The organism is Streptomyces poriticola (assembly GCF_036689765.1).
Lineage (GTDB): Bacteria > Actinomycetota > Actinomycetes > Streptomycetales > Streptomycetaceae > Streptomyces > Streptomyces poriticola.
This window is the reverse complement of record NZ_JBAGKH010000039.1, coordinates 23,663-47,234: the sequence shown is the minus strand read 5'-3', so window position 1 is coordinate 47,234 and position 23,572 is coordinate 23,663. Positions and strand designations below refer to the sequence as shown.

General features: G+C 73.4%; 14 protein-coding genes. 7 read left to right on the top strand and 7 right to left on the bottom strand.

The window, feature by feature from the left end:
• Positions 1-132: 132 nt before the first annotated feature.
• Both fabG and V5O46_RS29025 read left to right on the top strand, forming a co-directional pair.
• Positions 133-837 carry a 3-oxoacyl-ACP reductase FabG gene (gene fabG, locus V5O46_RS29030; protein ID WP_332887695.1) on the top strand — a complete coding sequence of 235 codons (705 nt, stop codon included), beginning with the start codon at positions 133-135 and terminating at the stop codon, positions 835-837.
• The gene (locus V5O46_RS29025) at positions 834-1,667 is read left to right on the top strand and encodes a thioesterase II family protein (RefSeq protein ID WP_332887694.1); all 834 of its coding nucleotides are present in this window, start codon (positions 834-836) and stop codon (positions 1,665-1,667) included. Before fabG ends, V5O46_RS29025 begins: the two co-directional genes overlap by 4 nt.
• Here V5O46_RS29025 and V5O46_RS29020 read toward each other — a convergent pair.
• On the bottom strand, positions 1,657-2,478 hold the full coding sequence (locus V5O46_RS29020; RefSeq protein WP_332887693.1) for an AfsR/SARP family transcriptional regulator: 822 nt from the start codon (positions 2,476-2,478) through the stop codon (positions 1,657-1,659). The two genes, V5O46_RS29025 and V5O46_RS29020, sit on opposite strands and share 11 nt — an antisense overlap.
• A 285-nt stretch (positions 2,479-2,763) precedes the next feature.
• Between V5O46_RS29020 and V5O46_RS29015 the strand changes: the two genes are divergently transcribed.
• Both V5O46_RS29015 and V5O46_RS29010 read left to right on the top strand, forming a co-directional pair.
• Positions 2,764-6,720 carry a type I polyketide synthase gene (locus V5O46_RS29015; RefSeq protein ID WP_332887692.1) on the top strand — a complete coding sequence of 1,319 codons (3,957 nt, stop codon included), beginning with the start codon at positions 2,764-2,766 and terminating at the stop codon, positions 6,718-6,720.
• Between the two features lie 118 nt (positions 6,721-6,838).
• On the top strand, positions 6,839-7,495 hold the full coding sequence (locus tag V5O46_RS29010) for a TetR/AcrR family transcriptional regulator (RefSeq protein ID WP_332887691.1): 657 nt from the start codon (positions 6,839-6,841) through the stop codon (positions 7,493-7,495).
• Between the two features lie 78 nt (positions 7,496-7,573).
• Here the strand turns inward: V5O46_RS29010 and V5O46_RS29005 are convergent, their stop codons facing one another.
• On the bottom strand, positions 7,574-9,091 hold the full coding sequence (locus V5O46_RS29005; RefSeq protein WP_332887690.1) for an FAD-dependent monooxygenase: 1,518 nt from the start codon (positions 9,089-9,091) through the stop codon (positions 7,574-7,576).
• A gap of 514 nt (positions 9,092-9,605) precedes the next feature.
• On the opposite strand from V5O46_RS29005, the gene V5O46_RS29000 reads away from it, so the two are divergent.
• Together V5O46_RS29000 and V5O46_RS28995 are read left to right on the top strand one after the other, a co-directional pair.
• A complete protein-coding gene (locus V5O46_RS29000; protein ID WP_332887689.1) occupies positions 9,606-10,790 on the top strand; it encodes a serine hydrolase domain-containing protein in 1,185 nt (394 codons plus the stop codon).
• Between the two features lie 232 nt (positions 10,791-11,022).
• On the top strand, positions 11,023-11,679 hold the full coding sequence (locus tag V5O46_RS28995) for an FMN-binding negative transcriptional regulator (RefSeq protein ID WP_332887688.1): 657 nt from the start codon (positions 11,023-11,025) through the stop codon (positions 11,677-11,679).
• Between the two features lie 108 nt (positions 11,680-11,787).
• On the opposite strand, the gene V5O46_RS28990 is transcribed toward V5O46_RS28995, so the two are convergent.
• Positions 11,788-12,342: an LmbU family transcriptional regulator gene (locus tag V5O46_RS28990; protein ID WP_332887687.1), complete on the bottom strand. Its 555-nt coding sequence runs from the start codon at positions 12,340-12,342 to the stop codon at positions 11,788-11,790.
• 774 nt (positions 12,343-13,116) lie between these two features.
• Here V5O46_RS28990 and V5O46_RS28985 point away from each other — a divergent pair.
• Entirely contained in the window at positions 13,117-14,310 is a 1,194-nt protein-coding gene (locus tag V5O46_RS28985; protein WP_332887686.1) for an IS701 family transposase, read from the top strand.
• A 632-nt stretch (positions 14,311-14,942) separates the two neighbouring features.
• On the opposite strand, the gene V5O46_RS28980 is transcribed toward V5O46_RS28985, so the two are convergent.
• From V5O46_RS28980 to V5O46_RS28965, 4 genes are all read right to left on the bottom strand, one after another.
• Entirely contained in the window at positions 14,943-15,713 is a 771-nt protein-coding gene (locus V5O46_RS28980; protein ID WP_332887685.1) for a thioesterase II family protein, read from the bottom strand.
• Positions 15,714-15,739: 26 nt separating this feature from the next.
• Positions 15,740-17,089 carry a lysine N(6)-hydroxylase/L-ornithine N(5)-oxygenase family protein gene (locus V5O46_RS28975; RefSeq protein ID WP_332887684.1) on the bottom strand — a complete coding sequence of 450 codons (1,350 nt, stop codon included), beginning with the start codon at positions 17,087-17,089 and terminating at the stop codon, positions 15,740-15,742.
• A gap of 109 nt (positions 17,090-17,198) precedes the next feature.
• The gene (locus V5O46_RS28970) at positions 17,199-20,399 is read right to left on the bottom strand and encodes a non-ribosomal peptide synthetase (protein WP_332887683.1); all 3,201 of its coding nucleotides are present in this window, start codon (positions 20,397-20,399) and stop codon (positions 17,199-17,201) included.
• A gap of 49 nt (positions 20,400-20,448) precedes the next feature.
• On the bottom strand, positions 20,449-23,571 hold the full coding sequence (locus tag V5O46_RS28965; protein WP_332887682.1) for a type I polyketide synthase: 3,123 nt from the start codon (positions 23,569-23,571) through the stop codon (positions 20,449-20,451).
• Position 23,572 lies beyond the last annotated feature (1 nt).

Genomic DNA, 23,572 nt, shown 5'->3' with positions numbered 1-23,572 from the left:
GGCGGGCGGGGGGGCGCCCCGCGCGGGGGGGGGGGGCCGCCCACCCGGGTTCCGCATGTCCCCACGGCCGTCCTCACGGCCGTCCGCGCAGATGTCCGCACAGGACGTCTCCCTTCCGGAAGGAGTACGACGATGAACCGCTCGGTCTTCGTCACCGGCGGCAACCGCGGTATCGGTCACGCCGTCGCCCGGGCCTTCGCCGACGACGGTGACAGGGTCGCCGTGAGCCACCGCACGGGCAGCCCGCCCGAGGGCGTGCTCGGGGTCCGGGCCGACGTCACGGAACCGGGTGCGCTGGAGCGCGCGTTGCGGGAGGCGGAGGAGGCGCACGGCCCTGTGGAGGTGCTGGTGGCCAACGCCGGTGTCACCCGGGACCGGCCGATGCTGCGGATGTCGGACGAGGACTTCGACGAGGTGCTCCGCACCAACCTCACCGGGTCGTTCGCCGCGGTACGGGCCGCGGTGCGCAGCATGCTGCCCGCCCGGCGCGGGCGGATCGTCCTGGTCTCCTCGGTGCTGGGCTTCCTCGGCGCGCCGGGCCAGACCAACTATGCCGCGTCCAAGGCGGCCCTGCCGGGCCTCGCGCGCTCTCTGGCGTGGGAACTCGGGGACCGCGGTATCACGGTGAACGTCGTCGCGCCGGGCATCATCGCCACCGACATGACCGCGGCACTGCCGGACCGGCGCATGGGCGAGGTGATGCGGATGACCCCGCTCGGCCGGCCCGGCACGGTGGACGACGTGGTCGCCGCGGTCCGGTTCCTGGCCGGCGAGGAGGCCGGCTACATCACCGGGGCGGTCCTCCCGGTCAGCGGCGGCCTGGGCATGGGACTGTGACCCGTACGCCGGGCACCGGCCCGCACCCGGGGACCGCCGCGCCCGCCTCCGCGTCCGGCGCCCGGGCGCACCACCCGGGGTGCTGGACGGAGGTGCTGCGTCCCGCGGCGGGCCCCGGCCCGCGCGTCGTCGTCTTCCCGCACGCGGGAGGCGCCGCCCGCCGCTACCGCGACGTGCTGGCGCCGCTCCCGGCCGAGGCCGAGGTCGTCGGCGTCACCCTGCCCGGACGGGAGCGGCGCGCGGGCCTGGCCCCGCACACCACGCTCGCCCGGGCCGTCGCGGGGATCGGGGCGGAACTACGGGCACCGGCAACGGGGCGCACCGTCTTCTACGGCCACAGTCTGGGCGCACTGCTGGCCCTGCTCGTCGCGTACCGGGGCGGGGTGCGCTGTGACGCTCTGGTGGTGTCGTGCTCACTGCCCGGCTCCCGCGCCTTCCCCCGGCCCGCCCTGCTGGGCACCGGCGCGGGCCTGACGGCCGTCCTGGCACGGCACGGGCTGGCCGCCGACGCCCTGGAGGACGCCTCCTTGCCGCCGGCGCGCCGGGCTCTCGCCCATGACCTGGCGCTGGCCCGGGAGGCCCTGCTCGCCGTGGACGGGGTGTGCGTCGACGTACCGCTGACCGCCCTCGCCGGCGACCAGGACCCGCTGGTCCCGCTCGCCGCGCTGCCCCTGTGGGCCCGGCTCACCCGGGGTCCGTTCCGGTCGCGGCCGGCCGAGGGCGGCCACTTCCTGCCGTTCACCGCCCGCGGTCGGGCGGCCGTGCTGGAGGAAGTCACCGCGTCCCTCCGGCCGTCCGGTCGTCGCAGGGATCCCTCCCTCACGCCCTGACCGGCTCCGGGACGAGGCCGGACCACCCCTGCAGGACGGCCGCGGGGGTCTCGTCGCCGGCCAGGATCCGCTTCTGCAGGCCGCGCAGCCGGTGCGAGGGCTCCAGGCCCACGCCGTCGGAGAGCGCGGTGCGGGCCTGCTGATAGGCCGTCAGCGCGTCGTTGCGGCGCCCGGAGAGGTACAGCGCGAGCATCAGGTACTCGTGCAGCACCTCGTCGTAGGGGTCGAGGGCGACCAGCGCGTGGAGCTCGCCGACGACCTCGGCGTACCGGTGCAGCCGCAGGTCCAGGCCGAGGCGCTGGGCCAGCACCGCCTTGCGGTCCTCCTCCAGGCGCCGCACATGGGCCCGCAGGACCGGGCCCGCCGGTACGTCGGCGAGCGGGGCGTCGCGCCACAGGTTCAGCGCGGCGTTCAGCAGGGCGGAGGCCTCGGTCAGGTCCGCGCGTGCCTCGGCGGCTGCCGCCTCGGCGACGAGCCGCTGGTGGCGGACCACGTCGAACTGGTCGCCGGGCACCTCCAGCCGGTAGCCGGTGGGCTCGGTGATCAGTGTCTGTCTGGCAGCCCGGCCCGCCCCGCTCTGCTGGGCGCATCCGATGCCCTTGCGGATCCACATGACGCAGTTCTGGATCCCGGTGGAGGCGCTTCGCGGTGCGTCGAGGTCCCACAGTTCACGCTCGATGGTGGCGCGCTGCACGACCCGCCCGCGGTTGAGGACGAGCATCGCCATGAGCTTCCTCGCCTTCACCGCGGTCGGGACCACCGAGGTGCCGTTCACCGTCACCCGGAGCGGTCCGAGCACTCTGGCGATCATGGTCATTCCTCCTTCGCCGGTGACCGGGCTCCACACCCATCCATGTGTATCAGTTCATACATGTACTGGAGGTCACCTTCGTCGCAACAGTAGCGCGATCCTCGGTGCATGACACACCCGCGTCCGGCAAAGACCCCTCGCAGAAAAGGCTGGATTGTCCGCCGGTCACCCGGGAGGTCATCCGGTCGCGACCGGGCCGTCCTCGCACCGCCACCCGGTGGTCGGAGTCATAGTTAGCCTCGGGTATATCTTTGGACTCGCGACAACGACGAGGGGGCGATCCGCATGGGCGGAGCAGCGCAGGTGGCGGTCATCGGGACGGGATGCCGGTTCCCGGGAGCGAACGGGGTGGAGGAGTTCTGGCGGCTCCTGGTGGAGAACACCGATGCCGTCGGGCCCGTCCCCGGGGACCGGTTCGACATCGCACCGCACTATGCGCCCGAGCCCGGCGTACCGGGCCGCACCGTCTCCCGGCACGGCGGCTTCCTCGACGACCTGTACGGCTTCGACGCCGCCTTCTTCGGCATCGCCCCCCGCGAGGCGCTCGCCATGGACCCGCAGCAGCGGCTCCTGCTGCACGTCGTGTGGGAGGCGCTGGAGGAGGCGGGCATCCGGCCGTCCTCCCTGGCCGGCAGCGCCACCGGGGTGTTCGTGGGGCAGGCGACCGCCGACTACGGCGAACAGGCCGGCGACCGGCCCACGGACGTGCACGGCATGGCGGGCGCCCGGCTGCGCGCGGTCACCGCCGGACGGGTGTCGTTCGCCCTCGACCTGCGCGGCCCCAGCCTGGTGGTGGACACCGCCTGCTCGTCGTCCCTGGTCGCGGTGCACCTGGCCCGGCAGAGCCTGCTGTCGGGCGAGTGCGATCTGGCCGTCGCCGCCGGGGTGAACGCCGTCCTCTCGCCCGCCGACGCCGTCACCTACTCCCAGGGCGGCATGCTCGCACCGGACGGCCGCTGCAAGTTCGCCGACGCCTCCGGCGACGGGTTCGTCCGCAGCGAGGGCGTCGGCGCCGTACTGCTCAAACGTCTGGACGACGCCCTGCGCGACGGCGACCCGGTGCTGGCCGTGCTGCGTGGCAGCGCGGTCACCAACGACGGCGCGGGCAGCGGACTGCTGCTCCAGCCCGCCGTGGCGGGCCAGGCCCACATGGTGCGCGCGGCCTGCCGCAGCGCCGGCGTCACCCCCGGCCGGCTCGACTACCTGGAGGCCCACGGCACCGGAACCCGGGTCGGCGACGAGGTGGAACTGCGCACCCTGGCCGACGTGCTGCGCGAGGACCCGACGGCGGACCGCCCGCTGCGCGTGGGCTCGGTGAAGTCCAACATCGGCCACGCCGAGGCCGCCGCCGGGATCGCCGGCCTGATCAAGACCGTACTGATCGCCCGTCACGGCCTGATACCGGCCTCCCTGCACCAGCGTTCCCCCCACCCGGTCCTCACCGAGCCGGGCGTCCCGCTGGAGGCCGTCACCCGCAACACCCCGCTGGAGCCGACCGGCCCGGCCGCCGTCCTGGGTGTCTCCTCCTTCGGCCTGTCGGGCACCAACGCCCAGGTCATCGTGGCCAGTCACGCACAGGCGGCCTCCGCGCCCACACCCCCGGCGGGCCGCCCGGAGCGCGCACCGGACGCCGGTGAACCGCAGTTGCTGGTCCTCAGCGCCCGCACCCCCGCCTCGCTGCGCCGCCTGGCGGAGCGCTACGCCGCCCATCTGGAACCGGGCGGGCGGGGCCGGGCCCACCGGCTCGCCGCGCTCTGCCGGGCCGCCGCGACCCGGCGCGACATCCACGCCCACCGCCTCTGGGCCGTCGCCACCACCCACGACGAGATGGCCGCCGCGCTGCGCACCCTGGCGCGCGGCGAGGAGAGCGCGGACGGCGGTCTCGGCGAGGCCCCCTTCCACGGGGACCGCCGGATCGCCTTCGTGTTCCCCGGCCAGGGCGCCCAGTGGCGGGGGATGGGACGCCGGCTGCTCGAACACGACGCGGACTTCCGCCGCGCCATGACCGAGTGCGACGCCGCCGTCCGGGCCGAACTGGGCTGGTCGGTGATCGAGACCCTGACCGGCGCCGACTCCACGGAGGAGACGGGGTCCTGGGACGGCGTGGCCGTGGTGCAGCCGCTGCTGTGGGCCGTCCAGGTCTCCCTGGCCGCGGCCCTGCGCGCCAGGGGCGCCGAGCCCGCCCTGTGCCTCGGGCACAGCATGGGCGAGGTGGCCGCCGCCTGCACGGCGGGCGCGCTGTCGGTGCGGGACGCGGCGGCGGTGATCTGCCGGCGCAGCAGCCTGATGGCCCGGCTGGCCGGGCGCGGGGCGATGCTCGTCGTCGAGCTCGACGCGGACGCGGCCGCCGCCGCGGCGGCACCCCACGCCGGTGCCGTCTGCGTCGCCGCGCGCAACGCGCCCCGCTCCACCGTGCTCGCCGGCGACACCGGGGCGCTGCGGAGCATCGCCGCCGCGCTGGAGGAGGACGGTGTCTTCTGCCGCCTGGTGAAGGTCGACGTGGCGTCCCACTCACCGGCGATGGACGAGCTGCGGGAGGACCTGCTCACCGCTCTCGCCGGTCTCTCCCCGCGTCACGGTGAGACGGACCTGCTGTCGACCGTCCGGTGCGCGCCCGTCGACGGCACCGGCCTGGACGCCGCCTACTGGGCGGACAACCTGCGCGAACCGGTGCGCTTCGTGGACGCCGTACGGCAGGCGGCCGACGGGGAGGCGACCGTCTTCGTCGAGATCAGCCCCCATCCCCTGCTCACCCAGGCCGTCACGGCCACCCTGGAGGATCGCGGCGAGACGCCGTCCGCCGTGGTGACGCTCAAGCGACGGCAGCCCGAGCCGGAGAACCTGCTGCGCGCGCTCGGCCGGATCTTCGCCTGCGGCGGCAGGGTCGACTGGGACCGGTGCCTGCGGACCGACGAGCGGGACCCGGAGCCCTACGTGCCGCTGCCGACGTACGCCTGGGACCTGGAACGGTTCCGCCGCGAGACGGGCCCCGCGACGGCGGCCGGCCACGGCCGGGAGTTCGCGCTGCGTGACCTGGGGCTGCCGGTCCCGGGCGACGGAGTGCGCGGCCGGGGCCCGGCCACGGTGCCCGCCGTGCTGTACCTGGAGGCGGTGCGCCGGGCCGCACGGGACGCCGGCGGCGGACGGGACGCGGTGCTGAGCGACATCGAGTTCGGCGGCCGGCCCCTGGAACTCGCGCGGGCGGGCAACGCCACCGTGCGGGTCGAGCTGACCGCCCTGCCGGGCCGGGACGCGTTCGCCTTCACCGTCACCGCCGGGCGCACCGAGGACGGACACCGGGACGGCGACGTCCTGCTGAGCGGACGGGCGCGGACCGTGGACGCCCCGCCGGACGGCGAGCCGGCGGGGGAACGGCGACCGGGGCGGGAGCTCCTCGACGACGCGCTGACCCGGTGCGGGGAGTACGTGCCCGCCGCCGAGTTCTACCGCCGCACCAGGGCGCGCGGCCTGGCGGTCGACGACCCGCTGCGCACGGCCGCCCAGGTGTGGCTCGGCGACGGCGAGTGCGTCGCCCGGATGCAGGGCACGCCCGGCGCCGCCCCGGCCGCGGCCCTGGAGGCGGCGCTGGTGACCATGGCGGCCACCTGGCCCCGGACGGCGCCCTCCGGCGCACAAGGCACCCTCCTGCCGGTGTCGTTCGGCCGGGTGCACATCGCCGACCCCGGCGCCCTGGCCGCGGACCACTGGTCGCTGACCCGCTGCGTCCCCGGAACCGGGCCCGGTGAGGCCCACTGCGACGTCCGGCTCGTCGCGCCGGACGGGCACCTGGTGGCGGAGTTCCTCGGCATCCGGCTGCGCCCTCTCCCGTCGTACGGCACGGCGGAGCCCTCCGGTACCGCGAGTGCCCCCGCGGGCACGGGTGAGACCGCACCCGCCGCCCCGCCCCGGCCCGCGGCCACCGGGATCGTCCGGCCGCACCGGGACTCACGGCCGCAGAAGCCGGAGCGGGCGGTGCGGGAGGCCGACGTGCTGCGGCACGCCGCGACCGTCCTCGGCATCTCGGCCTCGCGGCTGGATCCGCGCCGTCCGCTGCGCAGCCTGGGGCTGGACTCCCTGCTGGCCACCGAGCTGAGGGTGCGGCTGAACCGTGCGCTCGGCGTGGACGTCACCGCCCAGCGCCTGCTCGGGCCGGACCCGTTCGGCGAGATCGCCGGGGCACTGGCCGGAACCCGCCCCGCCCCCTCCCCGGCCGGCGCGCTCGTCGGGACCCGGGGCCGGTGAGCGCGCCGGGACACGGGGCGGTCCGCGGCCCGGGAAACAAGTCCACGATTCATTCATGTACTGTGGTATAAATTTCGAGGCCGGGGGATCTCACAGAGGCGTGAGAAGCGAGGATCACATGAGCGCCGAGCCGGCACCCCTTGGGCGTCGCGAACGCAGCAAGCAGCGGATAAGGGACCGTATCTACACCTCCGCGCTGACCCTGATCGCCGAACAGGGCTACGACCGCACCACCGTCGACCAGATCGCCGAGCACGCGGACGTCGCGCGCGGGACGTTCTTCAACTACTTCCAGCGCAAGGAAGACCTGGTCACCGCCTGGGCGCAAGCGCGGCAGCGGCGTCTGGAGGCGTGCATGGAGGAGTCCATGCTCGCCCGCGAGGACGGCGTCACGGTGCATCTGGAACGCTGCATGCTGGCGCTCGCCGAGTTCAACGAGACGGAGCGGGAGATCACCTCCGCGATGCTCCAGGCCTGGGTGAAGGCGGGCCGGCCGCTCCTGGAGGAGCCCTACGCCGGGCGCGTGTTCGCCACCATGATCGAGGCGGGCCGCGAACGGGGCGAGATCGCGGTGGACATCGACCCCCTGCGGGCCGGCAACATCCTGCGGGACTCCTATCTGGGCCTGCTCTACCGCTGGTCGCAGAGCCCGGAGCCGCGGGTGCCGCTCCACATCGAGCTGCGCGAGGTCCTGCGCATCGTGCTCAACGGGATCCTGTCCTACGCCCGGCCGGTCCCGTACGCCCCGGAGCCCGGGACGCACAGCAAGGCGTAGCCGGGACGGCGGCACCGGGCCCCGCTCGTCGTCGGCGCCGCCCGGTCCGCCGTGCCCGCGGTGTCCGGGGCGGGCGTCTCAGCGCTGCCGGGCCGGGCCGAACCAGGTGGTGAGGGCGGTCCGCAGCGCGGTGGTGTCGGGTGTGCGGTCGCCGTCGGCCGCCCAGGCGACATGCCCGTCGGGTCGGACGAGGACCGCGGCGGGAGCGGGGATCTCACCCCGCGACGGGACGGCCCAGTGGCCGTCCTCGCAGCGCGCCTCGACGAGGTCGACGCGGTCGGCCCAGCCGGCCACGGCCGTCCCCAGTGTGGTGCTGCCGCGCAGGTCGAGCAGGACGGGGCGGGCTGCGTGCAGGAGTTCGTGGACGCGGGTGACCCCGTCGGGCGCCTTGAGCCCGGCGTCCGGGACCCGGCGGCCCGCCAGCGGGTGACCGCCGTCGACCGGGTACCGCACGTCCAGCGCGGTGAGCATGTCGCGCAGCTGCCGGTTGACGTCGTCGAACACCAGCAGCGAGCCGAAGACGTCGCGCAGCGCGTCGGTCTGGGCGCCCGGGCGGGTGAGGGCCGCCTGGGCCCGGGTGTTCTGCAGGACCCGCTCCCCGACGGGGTGGCGCTCGGCGTGGTAGCTGTCCAGCAGGCTCTCCGGTGCCCGGCCGCGCACCACCGAGGCGAGTTTCCAGCCGAGGTTGACCGCGTCCTGCACTCCGGTGTTCAGTCCCTGCCCGCCGGCCGGGAAGTGGATGTGCGCCGCGTCGCCCGCGAGCAGGACCCTGCCCGCCCGGTACCGGTCGGCCTGCCGTGCGGCGTCGCCGAACCGGGAGATCCACCTGGGGTTGCGCATACCGTAGTCGGTACCCGCGAGTCTGATCAGCGACCGGCGGAGCTGCTCGAACGTCGCGGGTTCGTCGCGGTCCGCGACCCGGTCGTAGTCGGAGGTGATCACCCGGTACCAGCCGGGCTCGAACGAGATCGCCGAGTAGTCGCCGGTCGCACAGCGCCGCGCCCAGATGTAGTCCTCGGGCAGGTCGGGGAGTTCGACATCGCCGATCAGCGCGGTCATCGTCGCCGGAGTGCCGGGGAAGGCGATGCCCGACAGCCTGCGCACCGTGCTGCGGCCGCCGTCACAGCCCACGAGGTAGCGGGCGCGCAGCAGTGCGGGGGCCGCCTCCGCCGTCCGCAGCTCGGCCGACACCCCGTCGTCGTCCTGACGGACTCCGGCCACCTCGGACGACCAGCGCACCCGTACGCCGAGTTCTTCGGCCCACTCCTCCAGCAGCCGCTCGACCGCGGACTGAAGGATCATCAGCGGGAGGGGGTGCCGGGACTCCAGACCGTCGAAGTCCAGCATGAGTCCGGAGAAGTGGCCGACCGGCGTCAGGTCGCCCGCCGCCAGGAACCGGTCCAGGACCCCGCGCTGGTCCAGCACTTCGAGGGTGCGGCAGTGCATCCCGCCGGCCCGGGACTCCCCCGTGCGCTGCGCGAGCCGGTCGACCAGGGTCACGTCGACGCCCGCCAGTCGCAGCTCGCAGGCGAGCATCAGGCCGGTCGGCCCGGCACCCGCGACCACCACGTCCGTGTCCCAGCCCGTGTCTGCCACGCCGCCCCTCCTCCGCCATGCGCTCCGCGACGTCGCCGGAGCACCCCCACGTTCACGGAAGCGGATCGGGCGGTCAAGACGGTGCCGGTGCCGGCACCGGGCGAGCCGGTGCCGGAACTGTCCGGTGTCCCGTCGGCGGGACGACGGCACAGGACGGGGCGGGGCGGGGACCGTTGCCCGGGTGCCGCGGGGTGTGCTCTCGTTGGTGCGCCTGAGGCCCGACACACCTGACCGGTCCGCGCCGTGAACCGGACGTGACGGCCGCCCCGGACCCGGCGGTGGCCGTCGCCGCATCCGGTGACATCGGCACCCGCCAGTGGCCCCTGCACGGTCCCGTACGCCGAACTCCGTCCCGCCGGCCGGCGGGTGGACGGAGCCGGCGAGGCACTGCCCGTTCCCGGACGCGTGCTCCTCCCGGCCCCCGCGGCTGGGTGATCCATGCGTCCGTCGACGGACGGCGCACGAGGTACGGAACAGCCGAGTGCCGAGTACAGACGACTCCCAGGAGCACGGAATGACGACACGCAAGCGCTTCGAGGCCGCCCTGGCCGGATTGGCGGCGGCCACCGTGCTGGCGGCCACCGCCTTCACGGCTCCCGCCCAGGCGGCACCGGACACCGCGGCCCCGCCGGACGGCCACCGGGCCACGCAGCGGGCGCTGGACGCGGCCGTGGCAGCCGGTGTCCCCGGCGTCACCGCCCAGGCGCGGGACACCGCCGGGGTGTGGTCCTCGGCCTCGGGCGTCGGCAGTCTGCGCACGGGTGCGCCGCGCCGCACGAACGACCGGTTCCGGGTCGGCAGCATCACCAACACGTTCGTGGCGACCGTGCTCCTCCAGATGGAGGCGGAGCGGCGGCTCCGTCTCGACGATCCCGTGGAGCGGTATCTGCCCGGCCTGGTGAGGGGCAACGGCAACGACGGCCGCAGGATCACCGTGCGGCAGCTCCTCAACCACACCAGTGGCCTGTTCGACTACCTCGCCGACGAGGAGTACGGCAGGACGTACCTGGTGGGCGAGGGCTTCCTGCGGCACCGGTACGACACCCTGACTCCCGAGCGGCGGGTGAAGGTGGCCCTCTCCCACGAGCCCCTGTTCGGACCCGGTGCCAGGCACTGGTTCTCGCACACCAACGACATCCTGGCCGCGCTGATCGTCGAGCGGATCGGCGGCAGGACGTACGAGGACGAGGTGCGCGACCGGATCATCGAGCCGCTGCGGCTCAGGGCGACGTCCCACCCCGGTGACAGCGTCCGCCTGCCCCGGCCGAGCAGCCGCGGCTACGCCAGACTGTTCCCGTCGGCGCCGGACCGGATCGACGACGTCACCGAGATGAACGGGTCCCAGGGCTGGGGCGACGGCGACATCATCTCCAGTGTGGGCGATCTCAACCGGTTCTACCGGGCCTTGATGCGCGGGAAGCTGCTGCCGCCGCGCCAGCTGAAGGCGATGAAGACCACCGTCGACAACCCGGACTTCCCCGGCTCGTCCTACGGGCTCGGCATCGAGCGGTTCACGACGAGCTGCGGCACCCCGTTCTGGTACCACGACGGCGGCACGGTGGGGTGGCTCACCCTGGCCGCCACCACGGAGGACGGCAGCCACCAGATCACCGTCAACTACAACAGCAGCTGGGGAGCGGAGACCGTCCTGCCCATTCTCGACGCCGAGTACTGCGAGGAGCCTTCGCCATCGGCCTGAGGCAGCACGCGGATGTGCGGAATTCCCGGGAGAACCGCCGGTGCACTCCTTGCGCCGCGCCGGCCGGACCTCGAATTCCACCGTGCTGTCCCGCTGACAGGACAGCGAACGGAGCCGGCCGGGCGGCGGAAGGAAAAGGTCCCGGAACCTCGGCGTCCTTGCAATGTGCCGTTAGTCTTCGGAAATTGGTCCCGGGGCTGGACCGCTGACCAACGAGGGGTGTGATGTCCGGATGTTCGTTCCCCGTCACTACCGCGAACCGGACGGTTCATGGATAGCCGATCTGATACGCCAGAACCCACTGGCACTGGCAGTGATCAACGGGAGCGCCGACGACGGCCCGTTCGCCACGCATCTTCCCGTGATCCCGGACCCCCGGACGACCGGCGAGTGGCCCGACGACCTGGTGGGCGCCACCCTGCTGGGACACATGAACAGGGCCAATCCGCAGTGGCGGGCGCTGAGCACGGGAGACGTGGTTCTGCTGGCTTTCACCGGGCCGCACGCGTATGTCTCGCCCTCGGTGTACGGAACCACGCCGGCCGCACCGACGTGGAACTTCACGTCCGCGCATGTGCGCGGGGTGGTGGAGAAAATCGATTCGATCGAGGAGACCCTCGATGTCGTGCGGGCCACCGCACTGTCCTTCGAAGCCCGGTTCGGAGCCGACTGGGACCAGTCGGAATCGATCGGGTACTTCCGGGAAATCGTCTCCGGGGTCGGCGCGTTCCGGATAGCGGTGACGGGTTCCCAGGGAATGTTCAAACTCAGCCAGGAGCAGCCGGCCGAGGTCCGGGAAAGGGTACAGAAATCGTTCGGCGCACGCGAGTGCAGTCGGCACCGGGACACGGCCGAACTCATGAGCAGGCTGCCCCCGACGGGGCCCTGAACCTCACGGGCCGCGGGGGGCGAGGGGCCCGGCCGCCCCGATCCCGCTGTGGGGCCCGGCTCCGGCCGGAGTCGGGCCCCACAGCCCGGTCACCCTGTGCCGCAGGACTCAGTCCAGGGACAGGCGCCGTTCGGAGTTCTCCAGCACCTGGCTGGCGGCCGCATCGAGGGTGGCCATCACCCACTCCTCCAGCTCGGTGCCGGCCTGTGCCGCCGCCTGGTGCCACCACTGGAGCCGGTTGCCGGGCACGGCGAGCCGACGCGTCGCCGCCGCGGTGTCCTGCTGCGGTGACCTCCCCTCGCGCTCGCTCCGGATGGAGTTGCGCAGTTGCTTGGTGCTCCACTGCAGCCGCTCGGCGCGGTCCAGCCAGGTCTCCTGCGCGTCGACCGGCAGCGATGCCAGCTCGGCGTGGTGCTGGAAGCTGAGCGCGGGCCGGCGCCGGTCCAGTTCGAACCGGCGGGAGACCCATGCGTAGTTGCGCAGCGTCTGGTACTGGAGCCCGGCCGCGCGGATGCCGCGCTCATAGCGGTCGGCGTAGTGGGCCTTGCCGTACACCAGCCAGTCCCCCAGCCACCAGGACGACGAGTTGAGCAGCCCGGAGAGCTGACGCCCCGCGTGTTCCCACTCCTCGAACGCGAGTCCGACGGGGATGTGCAGCCCCACCTTCGTCGTGAGTACCTGATCGCGCCGTGACTCCGCGCCACCGGCCCTGCGGTTCCGCGGCGCGGTCCCTGCGGGCCTGCCGAATATGACCGATCTGGATTCCTTGCATTCCCCGACCTGATTCGCCATCATGCCCCCCGAGTCGACGCGCTTATACACCGAGTGGGTTCGCGGTGACCCCCGCTGAACACGGAAGCATTCACCTCGTTTACTGCATGCATACAGAGAACAATGACCACCGCCCGCGGTTGCGCGGCGACGACCTGGATGAACCGGGAAATGTCCGGTCACCAGTGCCGGCGGGGTGGCCAATTGCTGTGGCCCCTGAGTAGACCCCGGCAGCGGCACCAGTTCAAGGATCTTGGCACCATCGAGCACTACTTTACGGAGTTCGAACGTTCCCTTGACGCGCGATCCGGTCCGCTGATGGCGCGATTACGTTGCAGGCGCATGCGGAAGCCGGACTTCGAACCAGCCGTCGCACCAGTCAGGACCACCCCTGACGCCACAGCGGCCCCCTGCCCTCCACCTCTTCGACAGCACCTAGGGACGGCACATCTCTGCAGGTCACGGACGCGTGATGGCAAAGAGCGGAGTCGGCGGCAGCGTCGAGACGCGGCGGGCGGACGCGGCGGGCCCCGCTCCCCGTGGCACCGGTCCCTGCGCCGTCCGAGGTGCCGGATAAAGCCAGGGAACCTGACGGTGGCGCCACCGTGGAGCGCGTCCTACACTCAACCGCCACACGGCCAGTAACCTCGGGGGAGTTGTCGCGGCATGGAAACGGCCCCACCGCAGACCTCGTCGACTTCGCGCCATGCGTCGTACACCGTCGATTCGGATTCGTCACTGGAACACTTCAGCGGAACGATCTTCAGGAGCTTACGCCGGATCGACCAACGCAAGTGGGCCCACGCCTATCTGAGCGGGTTACTCGTCACGCCGGGCAAGAAGTCGGTGCGCAGGATTGCCGCCGGAATCTCCCGCGACCCCTCCGTCGTACAGTCCCTGCGCCAGTTCGTCAGTCTCAGCCCGTGGGACTTCGGTGATGTCATGGAGGAGATCACCCGTTGGGTGGCGCACCGACGCCCGGAGCCCGTGTGGCCCATCGGCCGGGCCGTGCTGCCCAAACGGGGTGAGAAGTCGGTGGGCGTGCACCGCCACTTCGACCTGCAGTCGGGCCGTACGCTCAACTGCCAGCTGGGGCTGGGTGCCTTCCTCTGCGTGGGTCCGGCGCAGATTCCCGTCGACTGGTGTCTGCACCTGCCGGCGGCCTGGACGCAGGATGCCGGGCGGCGCAGGGAGGCCCGCATACCGGACTCCGAGCGGTACCGGCCGATGTGGGCGCACGCGCTCCGGCTCGTCGACCGGCTGACGGCCCGGCTGGGCTCCCCGTCCTCCGTGGTTCTCGCCGACATGAGCAACGAACCCGACGTGGGGCACCTGCTGCGCGGACTGGCCAAGCGGCGCCGTGACGTCGTGGTCGCGGTGCCGCCGCACCTCGCCGTGCTCCCCGTCGGTGAGGCCGCCCCCGCACCGGTGAGTGCGCGGACCCTGGTCCTGGCACAGAGCCCGGAGACGGACGTCGTCCCGCTTCCCGACGGACGGCAGCGCACCACCAGCCTCCAGACGTCCCTCATCCACCTTCCGGGCAGCGCCCCGGGGCGCTCCTGCGGCCCGCCCTACCGGCTGTTCATGGAGGTGGGCCCCACCCGCGCATCCGGCCGGCTGTGGCTCACCAGCCTCGCCCACCACACCCTCGGGGCGGTCGCCGCGATCGCGGCACTGACCGGCGGGACCACGAGCGTGATCGATTCCCTGGAGCAGGACTTCGGACTGCTGGACTTCGAGGGGCGCTCGTTTCCGGGTTGGTACCACCACATGGCCCTCATCTCCGCCGCGTACACCTTCCGTCGCCTGCACGGCCTCACCCCGCCGCCGCCCCGCGGCCCGGCGCCGCACCTGCCGTAGCGACGGCGTCCGGTTACCGAGTGCCATGATGGCATTGTCTGGCGCCAAGTCTAGTACCAGGTCGAGCCAATATGGCGCGCAACAGCGGCATCGAGGCGTCCGAGGCCTGCTCCCGCTCCCGAGGCCGCTGCCGCGACCTGTGGATTCGCGCCGCCGGAAGCGGCGGCGCGGCGGGTCCTCCTCGCCTCGACGTTGACCGGAAGAAGTCGGCGCCGCCCTGCCACGGCCCGGGCCCCGGACCGGCGTTGCCGGACGCGACCTGGCCGGCGACGGCGCGAATGAACCGATCGCCGCTCGGCGACCACGTCGCCGAGCGGCGGTGCGCGTCCGGTTCACGGGACGCGCCTTGCACTGGGGTCAGAAAGGTGCCACGATGACACCATCGTTCGACCGTCGCGGACGGCAATCCGGGCGCGGGGCCTCCGTCACCTCGCCGGACGCCGTTGCCCCATCCGGTGCCGACGGGCGGTGACCGGTCCTCCATGATCACGGTATCGCTGCCGCACCGCGCGGCTGCCCGGTGCCGTACTCGCGGGCCCCGGAGAGAAAAATTCCCCCGCTCTCCGGGGCCCGCGCCCTCTCGCGCAGCGCCCGCGCCGGACCGCAGCACGCCCAGCAAGCCTGCCGGCCGGTCAGGAGACGCCCTCCGTGCGGTGCTCGAGGTGCCGGAGGACATCCCCCAGATCCGCCAGGAGCGCGGGTTCCCCGGCTCTGAGGTAGAAGTGCCCGCCGGGCAGCGCCAGGAGACGGAAGGCGCCGTTGGTCAGGTCCGCCCAGCCGCGCATCTGCTCCGGGGTCACTTCGGGATCGTCCTGGCCGGTGTAGGCGTGCACCGGGCAGTCGAGCGGGGGGCGGTGGCCACCGTCGTACTCGTCCACCAGCCGGTAGTCCGCGCGGATCGCGGGGAGCAGCAGCTCCCGCAGTTCGGGTTCCGCGAACACCGCGGCCCGGCTCTCGTCGAGGCGCACGATCCCCGCGATGATCTCCTCGTCGGTGCCCAGGAGACGCTGCCGGCCGTCCAGCAGATGCGGCGGGCGCCTGCCCGACACGCACAGGGCGGCCGGAGGACGCCCCCGCTTCTGGAGGCGCAGCGCCACCTCGTGGGCCACCGAGGCGCCCATGCTGTGGCCGAACAGCACCAGCCGGTGCCGCGTCAGCCCTTCGAGTGCCTCCGCGACGTCGTCGGCAAGGGCTTCCAGCGTGGACGGGAACGGATCACCGAGCCGGTCCTCGCGGCCCGGGTACCGGACGGCGAGCACTCCGACGTCCGGCGGCAGCGGTCCGGGCCAGCCGCCGTACGCGCTCGTCCAGCCGCCGGCGTGCGGGAAGCAGACGAGCTTGGTCCCGTACCCGTCGTCGTCGTGGAAGCGGCGTATCCAGCGCTCGTCGTCCGGGCTCCTCATGTGCGTTCCCCTCGTCGGGCGTGCGTTCAGTGGAGGTCGCCGCCGACCTCGACGGGGACCGCGACCGGGCGCCCGGCGTTCCGCCCGGCACGCCGGGCGACGATCGAGCCGGCGATCTCCCCGCTGCGGACGGCGATGTTCGACAGCAGCGAGGAGGTCAGGCCGTGGCTGTGCTCGGTGCCGCCCTGGAGGTAGATTCCGCAGGTCAGTTCCGGGTCGGTGACGACGCGGTAGTCCCGCTCGATCCGGTACCGGCCCGCCCCGTCGCGCAGACAGTGCCGGTCGAGGTCGCCGAGCAGGCCGGTGGGCTCCATCCCGCGGTAGCCGGTCGCGCAGACCAGCGCGTCGCAGTCGAGTTCGCGCACCTCCGCGTCGGGGCCCACCTGGAGTGAGACGCGGGTCTCGGCGCCGACGCGCTTCACCCCGGTGACCCTCGTGAGGTTGAGGAACCGAAGCCGTTCGACGCCTCGTACCTCGTCGTCGTACGCCCTGCGGTACAGGTCCCGGATCACCTCGTCGTCCACGACCGAGTAGTTCGTGTTGCGGTGGTACCGCCAGAACGCCTCACGGGTCTGCTCGGTGCCGAAGTAGTAGTCGTCGACGGCCCCGGGATCGAAGACCTGGTTCGCGAAGGGGGTGTCGTCCGCCACGGAGTACCCGTAGGAGGGGATGACCGAGTACACCTCGGCGTGCGGAAGCTCGTCGTAGAGGAACCTGGTAATCTCGGCGGCGCTCTGGCCCGCCCCGACCACCGCCACCCGCCGCAGCTTCGGCGGGTCCGTCCGGCGGTACTTCTCCAGGAACTCGGAGCTGTGCCAGACCCGTTCGTCCCGCTCGGTTCCCTCGGGCATGTTCGGGACCAGGCCCGTGGAGACCACCACGTTCCGTGCCTCGACCACGCGCCCGGCCCGGCGGGCACTGCCGGCGACGTCCAGCCGCAGCCGGTCCGCCTCCGGAGCACCGCCCGGAACCAGCCGGATCGACCTCACCTCCGAGCCGTACTCGACGCGGTCGGCCACCCGGGCCTGCGCCCACTCGAGGTACTGGTGGAACTCCTCGCGCGTGGGGAAGAAGTCCTGGTTGTTGACGAACCGCGGGAGCCGCCCCGACGCGTGCAGGAACGCGACGAAGCTGAAACTCGATGTCGGGTTGCGGAAGGTGACCAGGTCCTTGAGAAAGGAGATCTGCATGGTCGCCGACGGCAGCAGCATGTTGCGGTGCCAGCCGAAGGAGGGCTGGCGCTCCAGGAAGAGGGCGCTGACCTCCTGGTCCGGACCGCTCGTCCGGCACTCCTGCAGGGCGATGGCCAGGGACAGGTTGGACGGACCGAACCCGACGCCGACCACGTCGTGGATCTCGGGTTCACGTTGACTCATGGAGAATTCTCCCGCCAGAAGGACCGTTGTCGGGGTGGGCTCGGGGTGGAGGGCCGGCGGCTCGCGGCCCGCGCGCCGCCGGCGGCGGGCGCGGTGGCCCCGTTCGGACTCAGAGGACCTCGCCGTCCTTCGTCCTCCTGCGGAGTGCGGGCCTGCTCGACCGGGCGACGTCCCCCCACAGGTCCGACAGACCGGCGATGGTGCGCGCCGCGAACAGCTTGCGGATGGACACCTCCTGGTCCAGCTCGGCGCGGATCAGGCCGACGAGTCTGATCGCGCGCAGTGAGTTGCCCCCGATGTCGAAGAAGTCGTCGTCGATGCCGACCCGTTCCACCTCGAGCACGTCCGCGAACGCCCCGGCCAGGACCCGCTCGGTGTGGTTGCGCGGTGCCCGGTACGACCCGTCGTCGAGCGACGGATCCGGCAGCGCCGCCCGGTCCACCCGTCCGCCCGCCGTCACCGGCAGCCGGTCCAGCACCACGAACACGGACGGCACCATGGACTCCGGCAACCGCCCCGCGGCGAACCCGCGGAGCTCCTCGCCCGAGACGCCGGCTCCGCCGCCTGGGACCACGTAGGCCACCAGCCTCTGCTGACCGGAGTCGTCGCGCCGCACGACAGCGACCGACTGGGCGAGCCCCGGGTGTTCGGACAAAGCCTCCTCGACGTCGGCCAGTTCGACCCGGAAGCCGCGGACGTCCGCCTGGGCGTCCGACCGTCCGACGTACTCGAGGCGCCCCTCGCCGTCCCACCGCACCCGGTCCCCGGTCCGGTACATCAGTCCGCCGGGCGGCCCGAACGGGCAGGGCACGAACCGCTCCGCCGTCCGTGCGGGCTCCCCGGGACGACCGCGCGCCACACCGGGTCCGGCCACGTACAGCTCTCCCGCCACGCCGGCGGGGACCGGCGCGAGCCCCGGTCCCAGGACGTGGAGGGCGGTGTGGTCCATGGGACCGAGGACGCCCGCTCCGTGGGCGGGCTCCTCCGGCGTCAGACGCCGGCAGGCGGCGGACAGGGTGGCCTCCGTGGGGCCGTGGGCGTCGACGATGGTCATCTCGGGGCAGGCCTCCCGCACACGGCGTACGGCGGCAGCGGGGACGCGGTCCCCGCCGGTCCACACCTCGCGCAGCCCGGCGAGGCACTCGGGGCGTCCGGCCGCGACCGCCGCGAACGTGCCCGGGGGCAGCCAGACGGTGGAGATCCCGTCGGACTCCCGGAGCGCGGGCAGGGCGGCGGTGTCCAGCTCCCCCGGAGGGGCCACGACGACCCGGCCGCCGTTGAGCAGCGGCACCCAGACCTCGAGGGCGAGCGCGTCGGTGGTGTGCGGCGCGTGCCACAGCACGGTGCCACGGCTTCCGTCCCGCCAGTTGCGGTCCAGCACGAACCGCTCCAGGTTCCGGTGTGTCACGGCGACCCGGGTGTCCGCACCGGCCGGTGCGCCGCCGTGCAGCACCGCCAGCAGACTGTCCTGGCGCGGCGGGACCGGGACCGTGCCCGCCCCGTCGACGGCTTCCGTCCGGAGGTCGTCGAGCAGCAGGACCGGGATGTCCGGACCGGCCGGGAGCGCGGCGGCGGTCGCGGTGTCGGTGAGCAGGAGGCGCGCCGCGTCAGCGGCGCTCCCCTCCGCCGGGTACTCCGGATCGACCGGAAGATAGGCGCCGCCCGCCTTCACCACCCCCAGCAGGGCGACGACCAGATCCACCGACCGGGGCAGCGCGACCGCCACGACCGTCTCGGGCCCGACGTTCCGCCGCCGCACCGCCGCGGCCAGGCGGTTCGAGCGCGCGTCCAGTTCCCGGTAGGACACCGTGGTGTCCCCGGACACCATCGCGACGGCGTCGGGGGCCCGCTCCACCTGGCGGGCGAACAGCTCCGGGACCGTCAGCCCCGGCAGCGGCGCGGCCGTGTCGTCCGGCCGCGCCGGCAGCCGGTCCGGCCCGGTGCCGTTCCGCACGTCCAGCGCGCCGACCGGCGTGTGCGGAGCGGCGGCCGGCACGGCCCGGATGTGGTCGAGCAGGTCCTCGCCGATGGCACGCAGCTCCGCGCGGGAGTAGAGGGCCGCGGGGGCGTCGAGCCGGAGGAACAGGTCGCTGTCGGGGCTGCCGTCGGTGCAGAAGCCGATCGACAGTTCGTCGAAGGTGCCGGTCGTCGCGGAGAAGTAGCGCCCCGGGCGGCCGGCGAAGTGGATCTGTTCCACGAAGTCGACGACGTTCAGGACGGCTCCGAAGCTGCCCCGACCGCTCAGGACGGTGCCGCACGCGCGCTGGATGTCCGAGTAGTGGCAGCCGGTCCGCCCGAAGATCTCGTACGTCTCGTCCACCACCGCGTCGGCGATCCCGGCGAAGGAGGTGCCGAGCGGCACCCGCATCCGCACCGGCACCACGTTGACCGCCAGACCGGGTGTCCGGCCCGCGGCCCCGGTGCGGTTTCCCACGGCCAGCGACAGGAGGAACTCGGGACGGTCGCAGCGGTGGCGGAGGAAGACGGCCGTGGCCGCGGTCAGCAGCGAGGACATCCAGACGCCCAGGGACTTGGCGGTCTCGGTCCAGGTGTCCGCCTCGGCGCGCGGGACGGTCAGGGTCCGGCTCGCCATCCCGATCGAACCGGCCACCTCCGACCAGCGGTCGGCGCCGCTCAGCGGCTCGGAGAGCGCGGCGCGCCGCGCGTCGGACAGGGCGACGCCGGGGACCTGGGCGGGTGCGGGCGCGTGCGCCAGGTAGTCGCGCCAGAAGGCGGTGTCGTCGGTGAACCTCTCGGAGGCGTTGTACTCCTCGGCCAGGGCCGCGTACGACCCGGCGTCCCAGGGGTACGGCGGCTCCGGTACCCGGTGGCCCCGCCGCAGCGCGGTGTACACCTCGGCGATGCGGCGCGAGAGCAGGCCGCCGGCACCGTATCCGTCCGATACGAGGTGGTGGTAGGAGATCACCACCAGTGAGCGGTCCGCCGCGAGGGTGACCACGCCGAGCCGGAGGAGCAGGTCCCGCTCGAGGTCGAACGGCTGCCGCACCATGTCGGCCAGCGCTTCGCGCGCAGCCTGCTCCGGGTCGGCCTCGGCACTCAGATCCAGGTGAAAGGGCCGCCAGTCCCCCAGCTCCCGGGGTACCAGCCGCAGTCCGCCGCCGTCGTCCACGAAGGTGACGCGCAGGACCTCCGCCTCGTCCAGTACGCGCAGCATCGCCGATTCCATGACCGCCGCGTCCAGTCCACCGTCCACCTCCCACATGGCCAGCGCGTGGTTCAGCATGTCGGGAGACATCTTCTGCGCCAGCCACATCCCCTTGTGCGCGGACGACGCGCCGAACGAACGCATTCGGATCAACCCCTCAGCAAGAAGGCCGGGAACAGCAGGAACTCACGGATCACTTCGGGTCGCGTTCGGCCATCGCGGACACGATGTGCCGGGCGATCAGTCTCGGTGACGGGTACCGCAGCACCAGGTTCGCCCTCAGCCTGATGCCCGTCGTCGCGGCGAGCCGTTTGCTCAGCTCCACCGAGAGGAGCGAGTCGAACCCGAGGCGCTTGAACTCCCCGTCGGGGTCGAGGGTCTCGCCCGAGGCATGCCCGAGAACGGCGGCGGCCCTCTCGAGGACGTGGTCGAGGACGACCGCCTCCCTGTCGGCATCGGGCCGGCCGGCGAGCAGGTCCGCGAGGGAGACGGGCCGGCCGCCGGCCGGGGGCGGCTCCGTCGGGGGCCTCTCCACCACCGCCGCCGGCGTGTGCGAGGAGCTCAGCCAGTACCGCTGCCGCTCGAAGGCGTAGGTCGGGAGGTCCACCCGCCGCCGCTCGCCGAAGAAGGCGTCCCAGTCCACGGTCCCGCCCCGGGCGTGCAGTTGGGCGAGGGAGCCGACCACGGCGTCCACCTCCCCCCGGTCCCGCCGCGCGGAGGCCAGGACCACCGTGCCGTCCAGGTCCTCGACCATCTCCTGCACCGGGTAGGTCAGCACGGGGTGCGGGCTCATCTCCACGAACACCCGGAGACCGTCGTCGACGAGCCGCCGCACGGAGGTCTCGAAGCGCACCCGTTCGCGCAGGTTGCGGTACCAGTAGCCGCCGTTCAGCTGCGCGGTGTCGATCCTCCTGCCGTGCAGGGTGGAGTAGAAGGGAAGTGCCGACGTCCTCGGGCTCACCGCGGTCAGCGGCCGGATCACCTGGTCGCGGACCCGGGTCACCTGGGGCGAATGGGACGCGTAGTCCACCGGAATCCTCCGGGCCTGGACGCCTTCGGCGTTCATCTTCCCGACGAACTCGTCGAGTGCGTCCGGTTCCCCCGACACCACCACCGAGCGGGGCCCGTTGACGACGGCGACGCTGAGGCGGTCGCCCCAGGGGGCGAGACGTGCCGCCACGAGATCCGCGGACTCCGCGACGGACGCCATCCCGCCGTGGCCGATCAGTTCGGTCAGGGCCCTGCTGCGGAGTGCCACGACTCTGGCGGCGTCGCGCAGCGACAGCGCGCCGCACACGTGGGCGGCGGCTATCTCGCCCTGGCTGTGTCCCACCACCGCGTCCGGTTCCACACCCCAGGACCGCCACAGGGCGGCCATGGACACCATCACCGAGAAGAGCGCCGGCTGTACCACGTCCACCCGCTCCAGCGGAGGCGCTCCCCCGGCGCCCCGCACCACGTCCAGCAGCGACCAGTCGGTCCACTCGGCCAGGGCGGCCGCGCACGCGTCCAGAGTGCGCGCGAACACCGGGAAGGCGGCGTACAACTGCCGTCCCATACCGGTCCACTGGGAGCCCTGGCCGGGGAACATGAAAGCGACACCCCCGAGGTCCGCGGCGGCACCGCGCACCACCCCGGCGGCGTCCCCGCCGTCGCGCAGTGCGGCCAGACCGTGCAGCAGCTCGTCCCGGTCGCGGCCGAGGGCCACCGCACGGTGCGGGAACCGCGACCGGCAGGACACCAGCGACCAGCCGACGTCGGAGATGTCCGGGCCCGGGCGGGCGGCGGCGAGGTCGTGCAGCCTGCCCGCCTGCCGCGCCAGGGCCGCCGGGTCCTTGCCCGAGACGGCCCACGGCACCAGGCCGCCGGCCACCGCCGGTCCCGGACCGCCCCGTTCCGCCGGATCCCGCGCAGGCTCCTCCTCCAGGATGACGTGGGCGTTGGTGCCGCTGACCCCGAACGACGACACCCCGGCCCGCCGCGGACCGTCCGGCCGGGACCACGCGCGCCCCTCCACCAGCAGCCGGACCGCCCCGGACGACCAGTCCACGTGCTGCGAGGGCGCGTCCACGTGCAGCGTCTTCGGCAGCCAGCCGTGGCGCATGGCCAGCACGGCCTTGATGACGCCGCCGACCCCGGCGGCGGCCTGGGCGTGACCGATGTTCGATTTCAGGGATCCCAGCCAGAGCGGCCTGCCCAGCGCCCGGTCCTGCCCGTAGGTCGCCAGCAGAGCACCCGCCTCGATGGGATCGCCCAGCACCGTTCCGGTGCCGTGGGCCTCGACCAGGTCCACCTCGGCGGCGGAGACCCCCGCGTTGGCCAGGGCCGTGCGGATCACCTTCTCCTGGGCGCGGCCGTTGGGTGCGGTCAGACCGTTGCTGGCCCCGTCCTGGTTCACCGCGGAGCCGCGCAGGACGGCCAGCACCGGGTGGGCGTTGCGGCGGGCCTCGGAGAGCCGCTCCAGCAGCAGCACCCCCACCCCCTCCGCCCAGCCGGTTCCGTCGGCGCCGTCCGCGAAGGCCCTGCACCGGCCGTCGGGGGACAGCGCCCGCTGCCGGGAGAACTCCACGAAGATCGCAGGCGTCGGCATCATCGACACCCCGCCCGCCAGCGCGAGCGAGCACTCCCCCGCGCGCAGCGACTGCGCCGCCATGTGCAGGGCCACCAGCGACGACGAGCAGGCCGTGTCCAGGGACACCGCAGGGCCGGTCAGGCCCAGTTCGTAGGCCACCCGCCCGGACGCGACGCTCGGGGCGCTGCCGTACAGCAGGTGACCCTCCAGCTCGGGGCGGTCCGCCTCCAGGAACCGCCACCCGTACTCGGAGGAGCTGACCCCGGTGAAGACACCGACGTCGGCCCCGCGCACGTCCGCGGGGACGATGCCGGCCCGCTCGAGGACCTCCCACGAGGTCTCGAGCAGCAGCCGGTGGTGCGGATCGACGGCCAGCGCCTCACGCGGGCTGATGCCGAAGAACCCGGCGTCGAAGTCCGCCACGCCGGTGAGGAACCCTCCCTGGCGCGTGTAGGAGCGGCCGACGGCGTCGGGATCCGGGTCGTACACGTCCCGCCATCCGCGGTCCTGCGGGAACTCGGCCACGGCGTCGCGGCCGTCGCGCACCAGGCTCCAGAGGTCCTCGGGCGACGAGACGCCGCCCGGATAGCGGCACGCCATGGCGACCACGGCGACCGGCTCGGCCCGCCCGGCCCTCAGTGCGTCGTTCTCCTGCCGGAGGCGGTCGCGTTCCCCGAGCAGCGCACGCAGCGCGCGCTGCACCCGGTCCGCGCCGTCCGCCGGGTGCTCCGCGGAGTGCTCCATG

Coding starts and splice junctions, on each gene's coding strand:
- fabG (WP_332887695.1), top strand. CDS start 133: ATGAACCGCTCGGTCTTCGTCACCGGCGGCAACCGCGGTATCGGTCAC.
- V5O46_RS29020 (WP_332887693.1), bottom strand. CDS start 2,478: ATGATCGCCAGAGTGCTCGGACCGCTCCGGGTGACGGTGAACGGCACC.
- V5O46_RS29015 (WP_332887692.1), top strand. CDS start 2,764: ATGGGCGGAGCAGCGCAGGTGGCGGTCATCGGGACGGGATGCCGGTTC.
- V5O46_RS29010 (WP_332887691.1), top strand. CDS start 6,839: ATGAGCGCCGAGCCGGCACCCCTTGGGCGTCGCGAACGCAGCAAGCAG.
- V5O46_RS29000 (WP_332887689.1), top strand. CDS start 9,606: ATGACGACACGCAAGCGCTTCGAGGCCGCCCTGGCCGGATTGGCGGCG.
- V5O46_RS28995 (WP_332887688.1), top strand. CDS start 11,023: ATGTTCGTTCCCCGTCACTACCGCGAACCGGACGGTTCATGGATAGCC.
- V5O46_RS28985 (WP_332887686.1), top strand. CDS start 13,117: ATGGAAACGGCCCCACCGCAGACCTCGTCGACTTCGCGCCATGCGTCG.
- V5O46_RS28980 (WP_332887685.1), bottom strand. CDS start 15,713: ATGAGGAGCCCGGACGACGAGCGCTGGATACGCCGCTTCCACGACGAC.
- V5O46_RS28975 (WP_332887684.1), bottom strand. CDS start 17,089: ATGAGTCAACGTGAACCCGAGATCCACGACGTGGTCGGCGTCGGGTTC.
- V5O46_RS28970 (WP_332887683.1), bottom strand. CDS start 20,399: ATGCGTTCGTTCGGCGCGTCGTCCGCGCACAAGGGGATGTGGCTGGCG.
- V5O46_RS28965 (WP_332887682.1), bottom strand. CDS start 23,571: ATGGAGCACTCCGCGGAGCACCCGGCGGACGGCGCGGACCGGGTGCAG.